Annotated in this window: 16 protein-coding genes and 5 tRNA genes; 3 read left to right on the top strand and 18 right to left on the bottom strand. The window is 53.1% G+C overall.

Annotated features, from left to right (window positions below; all coding sequences use genetic code 11):
• Positions 1 to 224: 224 nt before the first annotated feature.
• From ACCI51_RS16990 to uvrB, 12 genes are all read right to left on the bottom strand, one after another.
• Positions 225 to 710, bottom strand: a complete 486-nt coding sequence (locus ACCI51_RS16990; protein ID WP_371844636.1) for a hypothetical protein — start codon at positions 708 to 710, stop codon at positions 225 to 227.
• 404 nt (positions 711 to 1,114) lie between these two features.
• A tRNA-Pro gene (locus ACCI51_RS16985) sits at positions 1,115 to 1,191 on the bottom strand.
• Between the two features lie 115 nt (positions 1,192 to 1,306).
• A complete protein-coding gene (locus tag ACCI51_RS16980) occupies positions 1,307 to 1,675 on the bottom strand; it encodes a MerR family transcriptional regulator (RefSeq protein ID WP_299589047.1) in 369 nt (122 codons plus the stop codon).
• The gene (gene ihfA, locus ACCI51_RS16975; RefSeq protein WP_299589051.1) at positions 1,656 to 1,961 is read right to left on the bottom strand and encodes an integration host factor subunit alpha; all 306 of its coding nucleotides are present in this window, start codon (positions 1,959 to 1,961) and stop codon (positions 1,656 to 1,658) included. The genes ACCI51_RS16980 and ihfA overlap by 20 nt, the downstream gene beginning before the upstream one ends.
• A 132-nt stretch (positions 1,962 to 2,093) precedes the next feature.
• Positions 2,094 to 4,469: a phenylalanine--tRNA ligase subunit beta gene (pheT, locus tag ACCI51_RS16970; RefSeq protein ID WP_371844634.1), complete on the bottom strand. Its 2,376-nt coding sequence runs from the start codon at positions 4,467 to 4,469 to the stop codon at positions 2,094 to 2,096.
• 96 nt (positions 4,470 to 4,565) lie between these two features.
• Positions 4,566 to 5,579, bottom strand: coding sequence for a phenylalanine--tRNA ligase subunit alpha (pheS, locus tag ACCI51_RS16965; protein WP_371844633.1), 1,014 nt, complete (start codon positions 5,577 to 5,579; stop codon positions 4,566 to 4,568).
• Between the two features lie 184 nt (positions 5,580 to 5,763).
• Positions 5,764 to 6,123, bottom strand: a complete 360-nt coding sequence (gene rplT / locus ACCI51_RS16960) for a 50S ribosomal protein L20 (RefSeq protein WP_020413350.1) — start codon at positions 6,121 to 6,123, stop codon at positions 5,764 to 5,766.
• A gap of 36 nt (positions 6,124 to 6,159) precedes the next feature.
• Positions 6,160 to 6,354: a 50S ribosomal protein L35 gene (rpmI, locus tag ACCI51_RS16955; protein WP_020413351.1), complete on the bottom strand. Its 195-nt coding sequence runs from the start codon at positions 6,352 to 6,354 to the stop codon at positions 6,160 to 6,162.
• Positions 6,355 to 6,500: 146 nt separating this feature from the next.
• Entirely contained in the window at positions 6,501 to 7,040 is a 540-nt protein-coding gene (gene infC / locus ACCI51_RS16950; RefSeq protein WP_371844638.1) for a translation initiation factor IF-3, read from the bottom strand.
• Between the two features lie 27 nt (positions 7,041 to 7,067).
• Positions 7,068 to 8,996, bottom strand: a complete 1,929-nt coding sequence (gene thrS, locus ACCI51_RS16945; protein WP_371844632.1) for a threonine--tRNA ligase — start codon at positions 8,994 to 8,996, stop codon at positions 7,068 to 7,070.
• 85 nt (positions 8,997 to 9,081) lie between these two features.
• A tRNA-Val gene (locus ACCI51_RS16940) sits at positions 9,082 to 9,158 on the bottom strand.
• A gap of 148 nt (positions 9,159 to 9,306) precedes the next feature.
• On the bottom strand, positions 9,307 to 11,313 hold the full coding sequence (uvrB, locus tag ACCI51_RS16935; RefSeq protein ID WP_371844631.1) for an excinuclease ABC subunit UvrB: 2,007 nt from the start codon (positions 11,311 to 11,313) through the stop codon (positions 9,307 to 9,309).
• Positions 11,314 to 11,557: 244 nt separating this feature from the next.
• On the opposite strand from uvrB, the gene ACCI51_RS16930 reads away from it, so the two are divergent.
• The 3 genes from ACCI51_RS16930 to ACCI51_RS16920 all read left to right on the top strand — a co-directional run bounded on the left by ACCI51_RS16930 (position 11,558) and on the right by ACCI51_RS16920 (position 11,877).
• Positions 11,558 to 11,633 (top strand) — tRNA-Asn (locus ACCI51_RS16930).
• Positions 11,634 to 11,679: 46 nt separating this feature from the next.
• Positions 11,680 to 11,755 (top strand) — tRNA-Asn (locus ACCI51_RS16925).
• Positions 11,756 to 11,801: 46 nt separating this feature from the next.
• Positions 11,802 to 11,877: transfer RNA gene (locus tag ACCI51_RS16920), tRNA-Asn, on the top strand.
• 155 nt (positions 11,878 to 12,032) lie between these two features.
• On the opposite strand, the gene ACCI51_RS16915 is transcribed toward ACCI51_RS16920, so the two are convergent.
• The 6 genes from ACCI51_RS16915 to ACCI51_RS16890 all read right to left on the bottom strand — a co-directional run bounded on the left by ACCI51_RS16915 (position 12,033) and on the right by ACCI51_RS16890 (position 17,854).
• Positions 12,033 to 13,937: a polysaccharide biosynthesis protein gene (locus tag ACCI51_RS16915; protein ID WP_371844630.1), complete on the bottom strand. Its 1,905-nt coding sequence runs from the start codon at positions 13,935 to 13,937 to the stop codon at positions 12,033 to 12,035.
• A 91-nt stretch (positions 13,938 to 14,028) separates the two neighbouring features.
• Positions 14,029 to 14,856, bottom strand: coding sequence for an MraY family glycosyltransferase (locus ACCI51_RS16910; protein WP_371844628.1), 828 nt, complete (start codon positions 14,854 to 14,856; stop codon positions 14,029 to 14,031).
• A gap of 270 nt (positions 14,857 to 15,126) precedes the next feature.
• Positions 15,127 to 15,435, bottom strand: coding sequence for a ComEA family DNA-binding protein (locus tag ACCI51_RS16905; protein ID WP_371844627.1), 309 nt, complete (start codon positions 15,433 to 15,435; stop codon positions 15,127 to 15,129).
• A gap of 142 nt (positions 15,436 to 15,577) precedes the next feature.
• A complete protein-coding gene (gene pyrF / locus ACCI51_RS16900; protein ID WP_371844625.1) occupies positions 15,578 to 16,288 on the bottom strand; it encodes an orotidine-5'-phosphate decarboxylase in 711 nt (236 codons plus the stop codon).
• Between the two features lie 65 nt (positions 16,289 to 16,353).
• The gene (lapB, locus tag ACCI51_RS16895; protein WP_371844624.1) at positions 16,354 to 17,586 is read right to left on the bottom strand and encodes a lipopolysaccharide assembly protein LapB; all 1,233 of its coding nucleotides are present in this window, start codon (positions 17,584 to 17,586) and stop codon (positions 16,354 to 16,356) included.
• A complete protein-coding gene (locus tag ACCI51_RS16890) occupies positions 17,546 to 17,854 on the bottom strand; it encodes a lipopolysaccharide assembly protein LapA domain-containing protein (protein ID WP_371844623.1) in 309 nt (102 codons plus the stop codon). The genes lapB and ACCI51_RS16890 overlap by 41 nt, the downstream gene beginning before the upstream one ends.
• Between the last annotated feature and the right edge of the window lie 67 nt (positions 17,855 to 17,921).

The raw sequence follows: 17,921 nt of genomic DNA, 5'->3' as shown, positions 1-17,921 counted from the left end.
CAGTGTTTCGAATCAATACTCGCCCCAGGAAGGTGTTAAATTACTTGAGCCCACTGGAATTTTGGTGGGTAAACGTGTGTCACTTATGTTGGCAATCTAGGAACTCAACTACTCTCTTAGTCATAACGCTTACCTAAAAGACTCTTTAGGTATAGTGGTTTCTGTAGTATCCGCCACAAAATTTGCGACGAAAAAGTGCCTTTCCTAGTATATTTTCCAGGCCTTTACTCAGAACATATTTTTGTTCCAGTTAAATTATCAAGTTTTGCATCATCCAATTCTATGGCTTTAGCTTTATCACCATCCAATTCAAACAGCACGATACCACAGCCACTATAAATTGGCGCTGAAGTGAGTTTGTAATTTTTATTTTGAGTTGACTTAAATGAACCGGCAACGTTACAAAACGAATAGCTCCCTATGCTTGAAAAATTAGCTACAAATATTTCACGATCAGCTGGAATGTTAACGGTAACTGTTTTATCTCCTCGATTTTTAGGTCCCAGCGGTTTGAAAACTTTCCCACAGTTGGATCCTTTTTCCTTAATTGCAAAAAGATAAATTGATGAATTTGCTCCGATACCTACCTTTACGTGTTTTACTGGCATCTCCAAAGCAGCCAACTCACCAACCTGCGGCTCTAGATACCTGCTAGCACAGGCAGAAGTAAATATAACTATTGCGACCAAAACGAAACTTTTCACGTACATATTTTTATAACTCTCTATTTTTTGAAAACTTTTCTGGGACGCCCAGCGCTGCAGATCATTTGTAACGTTGAGAGAGCGGAAGCTTTCCGACAGCCACTATTTATTAGCTTTTAGCGCCATTTACCGGATAATTTCTGGACACCTGCAGAACATGTTGATGGCCCAAGGTTGAGGCCATTAGCGACTAGAAACGACTCCCCCTCTAGATCTAGCTCAACTTGACGAGATTGATGACTATCAAGCCTTGCGAATAAATATTGTTTTTTTCTCTCTTCAATTTTTTGAAGAGATGCACCGTATAGGTAGCAAATGACACTCCCTCCAGCTAAATCACTGAAAATCCCAACCACAAAAAAACCCGCTAAAAAGCGGGTTTCTTGGCCGTTGCTGTGCAACGATATATATGGTCGGAGTGGCCGGATTTGAACCGACGACCACCACACCCCCAGTGTGGTGCGCTACCAGGCTGCGCTACACTCCGATTTTTTAAAAGTCGCTCACTTCGCTAAGTGCTTGATTTTTAAAGACATCGTACGTCGATGTGGCGTGAATCATACCGGACTAGCGCTGGATTGCAAGTCCGGATAAACACTTTTTTAGAAATTCCGTCCCTCTTCCAGCAAAGCCACTACATCTTTTAGCTCTGCGATCACCTCCGGTAGTACCTGCTGCAGCTGTACCACCTCCGCCCGTTCGCTGCCAATTGCGATCTGCTGGCGCGCGCCTCCGATGGTATAGCCCTCCTCATAGAGTAGCGCACGAATCTGGCGGACCATAATGACATCTTGATGTTGGTAGTAACGGCGGTTACCGCGGCGCTTGACGGGTTTCAGCTGCGGAAATTCCTGCTCCCAATAGCGCAGGACGTGGGGTTTAACGGCGCATAATTCACCAACTTCACCAATCGTGAAGTAGCGCTTACCCGGAATTGCCGGCAGCTGAGCATTATTGCTCGGTTCCAGCATATTCCTCTACTCGCGTCTTGAGTTTTTGCCCAGGCTTGAAGGTGACGACACGGCGGGCTGAGATGGGGATTTCTTCACCGGTTTTAGGGTTGCGGCCGGGACGCTGGCTCTTGTCACGCAAGTCAAAATTGCCAAAGCCCGAGAGCTTGACCTGCTCGTTGTTTTCCAGCGCATTGCGGATTTCCTCGAAGAAATACTCGACGATCTCTTTTGCTTCGCGCTTGTTAAAGCCCAGCTCCTCGTACAACTTCTCGGCGAGCCCGGCCTTTGTCAGTGCCTCTGTCATTGGATCCTACCAATTGATTCAGAGGCGTCGACTCCAGATCGGAAGCGGCCCTAACCGCGGCGGCTTTCAACCCGGCAGCAGACGCTCTCGGGGTGCAATTCAGCCTGCACCCGAGAGCATCATGCTCTGCTACTAGCGCAGACTAGCGTTATATTTTTCTTCTAGTTTTCCGACCACCGCATCTACAGCGGCATTGATTTCTTCGTCATTAAGGGTGCGCGACGAATGCTGAAAGGTCAACCCCAAAGCAACACTTTTTCTATTTAAATCAATACCTTTGCCCTGGTAGACATCAAAAATTTTGACACCCGTCAGGGTTTCACCTGCGGTCTCGGTAGCGGCTTCCACCAAACTGGCGGCGGGAACATCCGCATCGATTAGCAGGGCCAGGTCGCGGCGCACCTCCGGAAACTTGGACAGCGGGCGGAATGCGGGGGCTTTACCCTCACCGATCGCCTCCAGGCTCAGCTCGAAAACGAAGGCTGGCTTGGATAGATCCAGCTTCTTTTGCAGCTGTGGGTGCAGCGCACCGATAACCCCAACTTCGCGGTCGCCACGCATGATCTTGGCCGTTTGCCCCGGGTGCAGCGCGGGGTGTTGAGCGGCGACAAAGCGGAATTCGCTGGCAACTCCCGTGCGGGTCAGCAGGGCTTCCACATCGGCTTTCACATCGTAGAAATCTACAGAGTCCTTGCTGCCGGTCCAGTTCTCTAAGAAGCGGTTGCCGTAAGCCAGGCCGGCGATCATCGGCTCCTGGTGCAGCTCCACGCCAGGTACGAAGCGCAATCCGGTTTCGAACAGGCGTACGCGATTTTGCTGGCGATTGAGGTTGTACTCCAACGCTTTGCACAGGCCAGGCAGCAGGGTTGTACGCATCACCGCCAGTTCGGCACTGATCGGGTTTTGCAGGGCTACCGGATCAGCTTCCGGGTCAAACAGAGCGGCGCTGTCGCTATCGATAAAGCTGAACGTAATCGCTTCGTAGTAGCCGCGGCTCAGCAGGGTCTGCTCCAAGTTGTCTTGGGCAATGGTGCTCTCGGGGCGCGGTGCAATTTCCAGTTCGGCGGTAAAACTTTCGCTGGGAATACGGTTGTAGCCGTAAACACGGGCCAGTTCTTCCAGCAGGTCGGCTTCGATGGCGATATCGAAACGGAAGCTGGGGGCGAGGAAGGTCCAGCCTTCGTCGTTCTGGTCGATTTTTTCCAAACCCAGGCGGGTGAGAATATCGACAAGCTCGTCATCAGCTAGCTGGATACCCAGGCCCTGCTCTACCCGTGCACGACGCAAAGTGATGTGGCGCTCGGCGGGCATGGTTTCCGTCTGCTCGCGCACATGTACTGGACCCACCTCACCGCCGACAATATCCAACAGCAATTGGGTGGCGCGCTCTACCGCTTTCTCTTGTAGGTGGTAGTCCACGCCGCGCTCGAAGCGGTGAGAAGAGTCGGTGTGCAGGCCGTAAGAACGGGCCTTGCCTGCGATGGCCAAGGGGCTAAAGAAGGCGCTCTCGAGGAAAATGTGCTGGGTGCCCTTAGTTACCGAGGAATCCAAGCCGCCCATAATGCCGGCCATCGCCAGGGGCTTTTCTTCGTCGGCGATAACCAGGGTGCCTTCTTGCAGCTTCACTTCCTGGCCATCCAGCAGGGTCAGCTCTTCGCCATGCTCTGCCATACGCACTTTGATACCGCCGGAGAGCTTCTCCAGGTCAAAGGCGTGCATGGGTTGGCCGAGCTCCAGCAGGACGTAGTTAGTGACGTCCACTACCGGGTCGATGCTGCGCAGGCCGCTGCGACGCAGGCGCTCTTGCATCCACAGGGGTGTTTGGGCCTTGATATCAATGTTGCGAATTACCCGGCCGACGTAACGCGGACAGGCAGATTCCGCCAGCAGGGAGACCGGCAAACTCTCATTGATTTGCTGGGGTACCGGGGCAATTTCCGGGCCCTGTACAGCGCAGCGGTTCAGCACGCCTACTTCGCGGGCAATACCGGCAACTCCGAGGCAGTCGGAACGGTTCGGCGTGAGGTCCACTTCGAGGGTCTCATCATCCAACTGCAAATATGCGCGCAGGTCGGTGCCGGTGGGGGCATCTTCCGGCAGCTCCCAGATTCCGTCGTTGTCCTCGCCCAGCTCCAGTTCGGTTTGCGCGCAGAGCATGCCAAAGCTCTCTACACCGCGCAGCTTGGCTTTCTTGATTTTAAAATCGCCCGGCAGCTTGGCGCCTACCAAAGCAAAAGGAATTTTGATTCCGGTGCGCGCATTGGGAGCGCCGCACACAACCTGCATTTCACCTTCAGGGTGACCGGCCACTTTACACACGCGCAGCTTGTCCGCATCCGGGTGCTGTTCACAGCCGACTATCTCACCGACAACCACTCCGGAAAAATCGCCCGCTACTTTTTCAACGCCATCCACTTCCAGGCCGGCCATGGTGATTTGATCGGCCAGTTCCTGAGTGGTGAGTTCCGGGTTTACCCATTCCCGCAGCCAGGAGTTGCTGAATTTCATAGTTGATCTCTTTCTGTATTCCGTCAGCGCAGCTCTGTGCGCATTTCGCCTGCGGCGCTAACTTCGCCGCGCAGGCCTCCACAATTCGACTTTGGCTTAGAACTGTTTCAAGAAGCGCAGATCGTTATCGAAGAACAAGCGCAGGTCGTTCACGCCATAGCGCAGCATGGCGAGGCGCTCGATACCAATACCAAAGGCAAAGCCGGAGTATTTTTCGCTATCGATATCACAGGCGGCAAACACATTCGGGTGCACCATGCCGCAGCCGAGAATTTCCAGCCAACCGGTACCGGAACACACGCGGCAGCCTTCGCCACCACAGGCGGTACATTGGATATCCGCCTCGGCAGAGGGCTCGGTAAACGGAAAATAGGACGGGCGGAAACGCACCGGCACTTCCGCTTCGAAGAAAGCGCGCAGGAATTGGTCGATCGTGCCTTTCAGGTGGGCGAAGCTGATATTCTCACCGATCACCAGGCCTTCCACCTGATGGAACATGGGCGAGTGAGTCACATCGGAATCACAGCGGTATACACGGCCCGGGCAAATAATACGCAGCGGCGGAGACTCTTTCTCCATAGTGCGAATCTGCACAGAAGAGGTGTGGGTTCTCAGTACGGTGGTGGGGTCCACATAGAAAGTGTCGTGCATCGCGCGCGCAGGGTGGTGCGCGGGAATATTCAGTGCTTCGAAGTTGTAGTAGTCCTGTTCGACTTCCGGGCCCTTCTCAACCGAAAAGCCGATACCCGCGAAGAAATCCTCTACGCGCTTGAGCGTGCGGGTAATGGGGTGGGCATTACCCTGCTCTTCACCGCGCCCCGGCAGGGTGACATCAATGGTCTCTTCGGCCAATTTCGCGTTGATGGCCGCCTGCTCCAGCATAGTACGGCGCGCGTTAATTTTTTCCTGCACTTGCTGCTTGGCTTCATTGATTTTGGCACCCGCCGCCGGGCGCTCCTCAGCAGACAGCTTGCCCAGGCTTTTCAGCAGCGCTGTGAGCTGGCCCTTTTTGCCCAGGTAATCAACGCGCACCTGATCCAGTGCGGCGAGGCCATCGGCCTTCTCCACCAGCTCCATTGCCTGCTCGGTGAGGGACTGCAAATCTTGCATCGAACTGTTCCCGTTTGAATCCAACTTTTTCTGCTTTTGTTAGGCCGGTGCTCTTTGCACCGCGGGGGCTCCCCTCTGGCACCGCCATCGGTAATAAATCGCGGGGACCCCATAAAAAAATAGGGAAGGGCCGCTACAGCCCTTCCCTATTTTTAGTATTCAGTTTTACAACTGAAGTGGCAGCTTACGCTGCCAGGGCTGCCTTAGCTTTTTCAACTACGGCAGCAAAAGCGGCTTTATCGTAAACAGCCAGATCAGCCAATACACGGCGATCCAGTGCGATATCCGCTTTCTTCAGACCTGCGATCAGGCGGCTGTAGCTCAGGCCCTCTGCACGAGACTGGGCGTTAATACGAGTAATCCACAGAGCGCGGAAGTTACGCTTTTTAACGCGACGGTCACGGTATGCGTACTGACCAGCTTTGATAACTGCCTGCTTGGCTACGCGGAATACGCGGGAACGCGCACCGTAGTAACCTTTAGCCTGCTTCAAAATCTTCTTGTGACGACGACGCGCCTCTACACCACGTTTAACACGGGCCATAACTCTATCCTCTTAAACCTTTGCGATTTGGGCCAATTACTTGGCGCGCAACATACGATCGACCAGACCGGCGTCAGACTTATTCATAGTCTGGGTGCCGCGCAGCTGACGCTTACGCTTGGTGGTCATCTTGGTGAGGATGTGGCTCTTGTTAGCGTGCTTGTGCTTGTAGCCCGCAGCCGTCTTCTTGAAGCGCTTGGCAGCGCCACTGTGAGTCTTTGCTTTCGGCATTTTGTACTCCAAAGTGAATATTAGCCCGTAAAACAGGCACCTTTAGTAACTGCCGACAACCGGGGTTATCGGCACTGTGAGAGTGAGGAGGCAGCCGTCGCCCAATCACTTCTCAAAGGAGGAGTCGGGAAGTTATTCCCGAAACCTCACTTTTTCTTTTTGCTGGGAGCAAGCACCATAAGCATCTGGCGACCTTCCATCTTTGGTCTTTGCTCTACAACAGCCAGCTCTTCCAGATCCTTCTCGATGCGCTGCATCATTTCCATACCCAGCTCCTGGTGGGCCATTTCGCGACCACGGAAACGCAGAGATACTTTCGCTTTGTCACCCGCCTCCAGGAAGCGGGTGAGATTGCGCAGCTTGATCTCGTAGTCACCGATATCAGTGCCCGGGCGGAATTTCATTTCCTTGATCTGTTGCTGCTTCTGTTTCTTCTTGGCGGCATTCTTGGCTTTCTTCGCCTCGAATACGTGCTTGCCGTAGTCCATGATCTTACAGACTATCGGCGTGGAGTCCGGGGCAATTTCAACGAGATCCAAGCTGGCCTGTTGCGCAGCCTCCAGCGCCTCACTCAGGGAGACAATGCCTACCTGTTCGCCATCGGCGCCTATCAGGCGGATTTCCGACGCTTCAATCTGATCGTTTATGCGGGCCTTTTTGGACCGTCCCTTAGTGTCTCGTTTAATAGCTATGGTCTCCCAGTTGCCAAGTTGTTATGCATTATCTTCGGACAAACGGCCGCGGCGACTTACGTCCTGTTCGAGAAGCTGTAGGAAAGACTCGTAAGTCATTGCCCCCAGATCCTCGCCGCTACGGGTGCGCACGGCAACCGTCTGGCTCTCTACTTCCTTATCGCCGATTACCAGCAGATAAGGGACACGCTGAAGTGTGTGCTCGCGGATTTTAAAGCCGATCTTCTCGTTTCTCAAGTCAGCACTGGCGCGGTACTCAAGAGCGCCAAGGCGAGCCTCCAAGTCACGACAATAATCGGCCTGACGATCGGTGATATTCATGATCGCCACCTGCTGCGGCGCCAGCCAGGTAGGGAAAGCACCTTCATAATGCTCAATCAGGATACCGATAAAGCGCTCGAAGGATCCCAGGGCTGCGCGGTGCAACATCACCGGAGACTGGCGCGAGCCATCTTCGGCAACATACTGGGCCTCCAGGCGACCCGGCATGGAGAAGTCCACCTGGATGGTACCACACTGCCATACACGACCGAGGCAGTCTTTCAGAGAGAATTCGATTTTGGGTCCATAGAAGGCACCCTCACCCGGCAATTCTTCCCAGGGCAGACCTGCGGCATCCAGTGCATCGGCCAGTGCTTTCTCGGCTTTATCCCAGCTCTCATCGGAACCCACACGCTTCTCGGGGCGAGTGGAGAGGCGGTAAATAACATCATCAAAGCCGAAGTCCTTGTACACAGAGTGCAACAGATCCATAAAGTCGGAGACTTCCGATTGGATCTGGTCTTCGCTACAGAAGATATGACCGTCATCCTGCACAAACCCACGCACCCGCATTAGGCCGTGCAGAGAGCCGGAGGGTTCACTGCGGTGACAGGAGCCAAATTCGGCCAGACGCAGGGGCAGATCGCGATAGCTGCGCAGGCCCTGATTGAATACCTGGACATGGCAGGGGCAGTTCATCGGCTTGATAGCAAACTGGCGCTCTTCACTGGTGAGCGTAAACATATCATCGCCGAACTTGTCCGCATGGCCGGACTTACGCCACAGACTGAAATCCACCAGCTGCGGGGTTCTAATTTCTTTATAACCGTACTCGCGCTGGCGACGGCGCATATACTGCTCAACCGTGCTATACACAGTCCAGCCATTGGGGTGCCAGAACACCATGCCGGGTGCCTCTTCCTGAATATGAAAGAGGTCAAACTTCTTAGCCAGCTTGCGGTGGTCGCGCTTCTCCGCCTCTTCAATACGGCGCAGGTAAGCCTTTAATTCTTTCTTGTTGGCCCAGGCAGTACCATAAACACGAGTCAACATTTCGTTGTCTGAATTGCCACGCCAGTAGGCGCCAGCCACTTTGGTCAGCTTGAAAGCTTTTAATCTGCCAGTGGACGGCGCATGGGGACCTCGACACAGATCCTCGAAATCACCCTGGCGATATAAAGAGATATCTTCATCGCTGGGGATACTGTCGATAATCTCAGCCTTGTACTCCTCGCCCATTTCGCGGAAGTACGTCACGGCCTCTTTGCGTGGCATAAGCCGGCGACTGACTGGAATATCTTCTTTCACCAGCACTTCCATCCGCTCTTCGATCTTCTCGAGATCTTCGGGCGTAAACTGGCGCTCATAGGCGAAGTCGTAGTAGAAGCCATCTTCAATCACCGGGCCGATGGTAACCTGAGCGGTCGGGTACAGCTGCTTAACTGCCTGCGCCAACAGGTGTGCGGTGGAGTGGCGGATAACTTCCAAGCCTTCCGGCTGGCGGTCTGTGATGATTGCCAGGTCTACATCGCAATCGATGATATAGCTGGTGTCGACCTCTTTGCCATCCACAACACCTGCGAGGGCGGCTTTGGCCAGGCCTGGGCCGATATCGGCGGCAACATCATGCACGGAAACCGGGGCGGAAAATTCTCGACGAGAACCGTCGGGGAGAGTAACAACGGGCATTGCTTGTCCTTTCTCTCAGTGGCGATCCCTACCAAAGACCGCATGAAAAACTTGATCTGGATGGGCCAGCCATCCTATCTAAAGATGGTAGACCCGAGCGGATTTGAACCGCTGACCTCTGCCATGTCAAGGCAGCGCTCTAACCAACTGAGCTACGGGTCTAAAACTCTACAGCGGGGGAACCCAGTGCTGCGAAGAGCGCGAACTTTAGCACCGCTTTTCAGTGTTTTCAACAACTTACTGAGCTTTTGCTGGTTTTTTTAACGACCTACATGCCTGGCAATCGACACTGGCCGGATCGCGCCCTCGACTACTCCGCCTCTTTCAGGTGAGAAATTTCATCACGCAACTTGGCCGCAGATTCAAACTCAAGATTTTTGGCGTGCTCATACATCTGCTCTTCCAGTTCGGCAATTCTCGCCCAGCGCTGCTTGTCGGACAGCGGCTTTGCATCAACCTTATAAGCGCCCTTCCCTTCCGCCACTTTTCGCCGATTTTTTGGTACACCCGGCGCCACAGCGCCCTCGAGAATATCGGCAACACTCTTGCGAATGCCTTTGGGTGTGATGCCATGCTCTTTATTGAAGGCGAGCTGTTTCTCACGGCGGCGGCGTGTTTCTTCGAGCGCCCGCTCCATGGAGCCTGTCACCTTATCCGCATAGAGGATAGCCCGCCCCTCCAGATTGCGCGCCGCACGACCGATGGTCTGTATCAGCGAGCGATCAGAGCGCAGGAACCCCTCTTTATCCGCATCAAAGATCGCCACCAGGGCTACTTCCGGCATATCCAGGCCTTCGCGCAGCAAGTTAATACCCACCAACACATCAAACTCACCGATACGTAGATCCCGGATAATCTCCACACGCTCCACTGTATCGATATCGGAGTGTAAATAGCGTACGCGCACCCCATTTTCAGCCAGGTACTCCGTTAAGTCCTCAGCCATACGCTTGGTCAAGACCGTGATTAGCATTCGCTGATCCGCATCGACACAGCGCTGAATTTCCGACAAAGCATCGTCCACCTGGGTCTGGGCTGGGCGAATTTCTACCTCAGGGTCCACCAGCCCGGTCGGGCGCACCACCTGCTCTGCCACTTGGCCAGCGTGCTCACCCTCATAGGGGCCCGGTGTCGCCGATACAAATACCGTTTGCGGAGCCAGGTGCTCCCACTCCTCGAACTTAAGTGGCCGATTATCCAAAGCCGAAGGCAGGCGGAAGCCGTACTCAACCAGAGTTTCCTTGCGCGACCGATCCCCGCGATACATCCCTCCAATCTGGGGCACGGTGACATGACTTTCATCAATAAAGAGCAAGGCATCGCTGGGCAGGTAGTCAAATAATGTGGGCGGTGGCTGGCCCGAGTCGCGCCCGGACAGGTAGCGTGAATAATTCTCCACGCCATTGCAGTAACCCAGTTCCTGCATCATTTCCAGATCATAGCGGGTGCGTTGCTCCAGGCGCTGCGCCTCCAGTAATTTATTATTGCCTCGCAATTGCTCTAGGCGCACACGCAACTCTTCCTTGATGTGATCAATAGCACTGACGATGGTTTCCCGCGGAGTTACATAGTGCGACTTGGGAAATATAGTAACCCTGGGGACTTTCTTGAGCTGTTCGCCGGTTAAGGGGTCAAACAGAGTGATCTCTTCAATTTCTTCATCGAACAAAGAGAGCCGTACCGCCTCCATGTCTGAGTCGGCCGGGTAGATGTCGATAATGTCACCGCGCACTCGATAGGTGGCGCGACGAAAATCCGCATCGTTGCGCGTATATTGCAACTCAGCCAGGCGCCGCAGAATTGTGCGCTGATCCACCAGATCTCCGCGATCTAAATGCAATACCATCTTTAAGTATTTATCGGGATCACCCAACCCATAGATAGCCGATACTGTGGCGACCACTACCACATCGCGTCGCTCAATCAGTGCCTTGGTGGCCGAAAGACGCATTTGCTCGATATGCTCATTAATCGATGCATCTTTCTCGATAAAAGTATCCGAGGAGGGCACATACGCTTCGGGCTGATAGTAATCGTAGTAAGAGACGAAATACTCTACGGCATTCTTGGGGAAGAAGTCTCTGAATTCGCCGTAGAGTTGAGCTGCCAATGTCTTGTTGTGCGCCATCACAATAGCTGGACGCTGCAGGCGCTCAATAATATTGGCCATTGTAAAAGTCTTACCTGACCCGGTTACCCCAAGCAGCGTCTGGTGGCTGAGGCCATCATCAATCCCCTCTGCCAGCAGTTCAATCGCCGCCGGCTGATCCCCAGCCGGGCTGTAGTTACTCTCTACCTTGAACGGACGCGACTCCATAACACTCACCCAAGCATCAATAACCCGAAAACAGACTGCGATTGTAGGCCCTCCTCAAAGCCCCCACAAACCCGAAAGACTTATCACACCCCTCTTCGCACCTTGTTACTCAATATCTTTTTACGTACAAAACAAACAAATAATTTCCTGACAAATCAATTAGTTAAATCGAAAAAAAGAGTTGACCTGCCTAAAACTGCTCTATAATATACGCGCCATCTGAACGGCACAGCCGCTAAGAAATTCCGCCTTAGCTCAGTTGGTAGAGCAAATGACTGTTAATCATTGGGTCGCTGGTTCGAGCCCAGCAGGCGGAGCCAAATTTTAAAGCGCAGCTTAATTTGCGCTATACAAGTTAGATTAAATTCCGCCTTAGCTCAGTTGGTAGAGCAAATGACTGTTAATCATTGGGTCGCTGGTTCGAGCCCAGCAGGCGGAGCCAAATTTTAAAGCGCAGCTTAATTTGCGCTATACAAGTTAGATTAAATTCCGCCTTAGCTCAGTTGGTAGAGCAAATGACTGTTAATCATTGGGTCGCTGGTTCGAGCCCAGCAGGCGGAGCCAAATAAAAACCCTGCATAGTTCACTATGCAGGGTTTTTTCTTATCTGCTCAATATGCTTTCCGTCGCCCCTATCCCTGAAAAATTCGCGCCCCCTAAAGCCTACATAAGAACGGGCCCCACCCAGCTTAAAACTCGGGAGCCCACTTTCGAGCGCACTAGCTCAGGCCACCCTCACTGGTAACCGGAAGCCGCTCCACGGTAGCCATTTTTACCGCGGGCTTTACTTTGCGGGAGCGAGACCACACGGCATCCACCAACCCCTGCTTTGAGGTGTAACCGCTCACCGCTAAAGATAAAATCTGGTGAACCTTTTCACAGCGATGTTCTGCACAAGCCTGCTTCAGCTCCGCAATTAAAGAGCGCAAGATATCACTTTCAAGATACTCCTCTTCTGCCCGCAGTATCATGGGGTGATCGGTGCCCGACACATTGTCGCCCAGCAGCAATTCCTCGTAGAGCTTCTCCCCAGGGCGCAGCCCGGTCACCTGGACCTCAATATCCCCATCGGGGTTTTTATCGTCCTTAACCGAGTGCCCCATAATTCTAATAAGGCGCTCAGCAAGATCGTGGATAAGAACAGGCTCACCCATATCTAAAACAAATACATCGCCGTTACGCCCCATGCTACCGGCCTGCAGTACAAGCTGAGCGGCCTCCGGAATGGTCATAAAGTAACGGGTTACCTTGGGGTGCGTGACCGTTACGGGGCCACCCGCATTTATCTGATCAGTAAATAGGGGGATGACCGACCCGGAGGAGCCCAAAACATTGCCAAAGCGCACCATGCAAACCCGCATTTTGCCGGAGCGACGCCCATAATCCTGGCATATCAACTCAGCAAAGCGCTTGGTTGCCCCCATTACATTGGTTGGGCGCACGGCTTTGTCGGTAGAAATGAGGACAAACTGCTCTACCCTGGAACCTTCGGCAGCTTCCAAGACCGACAAGGTGCCCAGTACATTGTTAGCCGCCCCTAAAACAACGTTTTGCTCAACCAGGGGAACATGCTTGTAAGCGGCCGCATGATAAATAGTGCTAACCGAAAACTCCCTGATAATTTCGGTCATTCGCACCCTATCCCGAATATCCCCAAGAAGTACGCTCATCCGGAGCTGATACCCTTCATCCAGTTGCTGCTGGCGAAGTTCACGCTCGATCTGATAGAGCGCAAACTCAGAGGACTCCACCAAAACCAGGTGCGCCGGCCCCCACTGGGCAATCTGCCGACACAACTCTGATCCGATCGACCCTCCAGCACCAGTAACAAGAACCACTTTGCCGCTGATAGAGCCCGCGACTAAAGCTTTCTCTGGCTCGACTGGAGCCCTCCCTAAAATATTTTCATACGTTTGCGACATGCCTTCGGTGCGACCTGCGGCATCAACAAGCTCCTCGACACCGGGGATAGCCTTCACCACCAAGCCCTGCTCGCGAAGGCTCCGCGCAATTTCACGGCGGCGACGCTTGGGCACACCAGGCATCGCCAGCAACACTTCAGCAATATCTTTCTCGGCAACCACACCAAGAATATTTCCCGGCGAGTAAACCATTACTCCATCAATTAGCGTCTTCTGCTTCGAGATATTATCGTCAAAAAAAGCGACCGGTTTATAAAGCTCACCGTGCAGTAACGCTTTATAAACCTGAAGTCCCGCTGTACCAGCGCCATAAATGGCCACGCGGGTTTTATGGATCTCCAGCGCCATTTGATAGTAAATACGAACTAGCCAGCGAGACCCACCAACAGCAATCAGGGCGAAGCACCAGTAAATAACTGGAACCGAACGGGGAACTCCAGCCGTCGTCAGATAAGAAGCCACCGCAAGCAAAATTGAGGATGCGGTGACCCCCTGGAGCACAGCGACAACCGCTTTCTGCCCCATATAGCGAATGACCGTACGATAGAGACCAAGCTTGAGAAATATAAAACTGCTGGAGCAGATAGTTATTACCAGGCAGGCCAGCATTGGCAGTGTCAGAGCTTCGGTCAGACCATTAAGTCGAATTGCCATTGCCAAAAAAAACGCAACACTCAGCATTGCCAAGTCAAATAGCAACATCAATGCCGGCTTCTGGGCTCTTTCAAACTTTCGCCAAATACCTATCACATGAGCACCCCAAAAAAGAAACCAACCAGCCCCTGATACTTCTTCAGGCAGCCGCCAAACCAATAAAAGCGAACGCTACGGCAGATGCGGCAACCATAAGAGTCAGCTGTAGGTGTAGGGTCTTTTTCACCCCTAAACGCATAGCGGAACGCTGATAAAAGTGCTCCCGATGAGCCTCCCACCAACGCTGCCCTTCGATCATACGCCGAAATAGCGTATAGCTGGCATCCAGCCAAAACGGACTAAATATAATAACCGGGAACCACAATTCAAAAGCGCCTCTCTGCCAGCCAAACAGGCTTAGGGTAAAGACTGCTAAGCCAATGCCCGTCGATCCCGCATCGCCCATAAATATACTTGCGGGAGGCCAGTTGAAGTGCAGGAAGATCACCGCGCAAAGCACAAACAAGGCACACACACCGGCAAGCTCCCAGTCGCCCCCCAGAAGACAGGCAGCACCGAGGGACAAAAAGCCGACTGCCGTCATGCACCCAGCCAAACCATCCATGCCATCCATAAAGTTGTACAGATTGATCACCCACCCACCCAATAAAACAAGTGGAGGAAGCCACCACCAATCCACCCCTGCGGGTAGCGCGAGAACAATCCATGTAGCCGCGGTCAATTGAGCCGCGAAACGCAACGGAGCAGTGACATGCCGAATGTCATCCAGAGCCGACACGGCAAGGAGGAGGAAGAAAGACACATAGACAAGCATCGGAAGGGAAATTGGACCTACCGCCAAGCCTAACCCGCAACCTGCCAACAATGCCCATCCCCCCGTGCGTGGAACCGGGGCGCTATGCATTGAGCGGTGGTTGGGAATATCCAAAGCCAAATTTTGCATACGCGATAGCAGGACTGACGTCATGCAATAACTAAGCCCGCCTCCCAATAGCAAAGGGAGCAGCCACCCTGAAATTTGACCAATCAAACCTTTTTCCCTCAAAACCTTATATTGACGCCACACTAAGCGCTAAAACCACAAACGAAATAAGCGCAGACACCAATTTTTGCAGCATTGAAGGGAGTAAAGGCGGCAGCGGCCCTGAAAGGCTGGCCGATAGACCGGGTAATTCTCGACAAGCTAGGGAGCAAGGAAGGCGGCTTACTCGCCGCCAAACTGCACCAAATGCGGGTGCTATAAACGAATCCTCTCGCGATTCTTGTCAAGTGTTGCCGTGCCAATCCCTTTAACATTGAGTAACTGATCGAGCGACGTAAAGGGGCCATGCTTCTCCCGATACTCTATGATCAACTGCGCCTTTGTCTCACCGACTCCAACAAGTTTATCGGCCAACTCAGTCACAGATGCACTGTTAACATTGACCTCAAATTCAACTTGTTCCGCGCCTATTAACTCACCCTCATTGGCATATACTGCAGATGAAGAGAAAAGTGAAAGCGCAACTACCAGTAACGCAGCAAATAGTGCATGAGTTTTTATCATGATCGACTCCCAGTGAAAGTGTTCTAGTTTCACATTGGGACTGCTTCTACCTCCCCAAGCCGAGCCATGATACCAATAGGTCGCGTAAGACTGCTGCAAACGCTTATTACACTACATAACACCCGACCTAGGCAAACAAACCTTATTTTCCTGTAATTTCAGACAATATATCCTGCAACGCTACCAGAGGGTTATCCGCAGCCGTAATTGGCCGGCCGATCACCAAATAGTCCGCTCCTTGGCTCAGAGCCTCGGAGGGTGTCAGAGTACGTCGCTGGTCTCCCGTATCGCTGCCCCTCGGGCGAATCCCCGGGGTTACCAGCTTAAAATCCGAACCGCAGGCAGCTTTTAGCGATTTGGCCTCTCGCGCGGAACAAACGACACCATCAAGACCACAGGAGCGAGCCTTAACCGCCAGATCCAGCACATGCTCTCCCAAGGGCGTTGCCACTCCTGCTGCAGCCAACTCCTCCGGGGTAGTGCTGGTTAGCACTGTCACACCTATAAGTAGCGGCTTTCGTTCACCAAATTCAGCTAAAGCCTCTGCTGCCGCTCGCATCATGCGCTCTCCACCACCGGCATGTACATTGACCATCCAGACACCCAATCGCGCAGCCGCCTTTACCGCCGCGGCGACAGTATTGGGGATATCGTGGAACTTAAGATCCAAAAAAACCTGAAAACCGCGATCCACCAGAGTGCTGACCAAGTCTGGCCCCGCAATAGTGAACAATTCCTTACCGACCTTTACCCGACAAAGAGAGGGGTCGAGCTGGCTGGCCATAGCGAGGGCGGCATCGGCACTGTCATAGTCCAGCGCCACAACGATTGGAGAGGAAACTTGAGACTGCAAAGAAATACCTCATTGAGTTAGATTACAAAGCGGGCCCAGGTAAGGACATACCCTAAGAGGGGCACCTATTCACCTTCGATCCCTTTGACTGAACGGACAGAATCCCAGTGCTTGCAACTGGGGCACAGCCAGTGCAATTGATTACCAGAAAAGCCGCAATTGCTGCAGCGATAATGCGGACGACTGGCAATCAATTGATCAATCAGCGTCTTCAAAAGGGAGAGATTTTCCCTCGACCTCCCCTGAGCAGTGCCAATATACAAATCCAAAAACCGCCCAAGCCCACGCAAAGAGGGACGCAGGGCCAACTGCTTACCCATAAAAGCCGCTGCCGCAGCTTCACTGTCCTGCTCTTGGATCCTGCGAGTTAAAGCGATCAGTACACTGTTAGAGGGATACTCCTTGAGAAGCGACTCAAGGTAGCCATCCAACCCCGCTCCGTCATCGAGCTCGACGTAACAGGTAATTAACAACTCTAAAGTCTCAGGAATATAGTCGGGACTTTGCTTGGGAATTCGCTGCAAAACCTTAATTGCATCCCGCTTTTTACCGAGCAAATACTCGAGACGCGCCCACAGCAGAGAGGCTCTGACCGAGCTGCGATCATACCCCAAAGCCGCATCGAGATGCTTGCGCGCACTTAAGTAGTCTTTGGAGGCAATAGCCTCCTCAGCCAACTCACAGCAAAAGTGTGCTTGTATAGGTGCCCAATCCGCCGATAGGCGCTTAAATCTACGGCCGTGCAAAAGATTGACCGCATGAATAGCTTTGGCCCATTCCCGCTCATCGCGGTAGACCTCTATCAGGTGCTCAAGACTGGTAGCGCGCAACTCCTGCGAAGTTTCCACCAACTCCTGCAAAAGACGTTCAGCCCTATCCAGCCAGCCGGCCGCTATATAATCACAGGCCAGCTCAAACTGGGCCTTGTGCTGACTTTGCCTTGAGAGGCTCGGACGAGCCAGTAGGTTTTGATGGACTCGGATTGCCTGATCGTACTCACCGCGCCTGCGCAACAGGTTTCCCAGTGCCAAGTGCGTATCAAAAGTGACCGGGCTCACTTCAAGGGAATCGATAAACTTCTCAATCGTATCATCGTGATGCTCGCTCAGCAGATAGTTGAGACCCTGCGCATAGGAACGAGCCAAGGACTGTTCCTGCTCACTAAAATCAGGCTTTTTCCTGGAGCTACCACGGCCCAACACCCAGCCAATAGCAACGGCCGTCAACAGGAAGAAGAAATAGGCGAGATCCAGCAAGTCAGTCTCCGGATGCCTTGCGGTGGGCGGCTTGAAGCTCACGCTCGACCTTCTTGAGCTGCCTGCTCAAACCCCGCACACGACGACGCTGGGAAAAAATGGGTAAAAGGCTAGCGAGGAAGCCGAGCAAAATACCCAGCAACAACACGCAGACAAGCCAAACGCCGACACTACCAGACTGCAAGGCGTAACCGGCAACAACCGGCGAAATTATCTGGGAATTTTCCACAGCAAAATAAATGCCGAGAGCGACACAGGCTAGGGCCAAAAGGCCGAACATAAAGTGCATCAGCCAGCGCAGAAATGACAAGGGAACCTCCGCGTTCCACTAAAGTTGGCTCTATCTAGCAGCCACAAGGGTATTCAGACAGGCTATA

Source organism: Microbulbifer echini, from assembly GCF_041447225.1.
Lineage (GTDB): Bacteria > Pseudomonadota > Gammaproteobacteria > Pseudomonadales > Cellvibrionaceae > Microbulbifer > Microbulbifer echini.
Note: the sequence above shows the minus strand (reverse complement) of the source record. Positions and strands in the feature narration are given on the sequence as shown.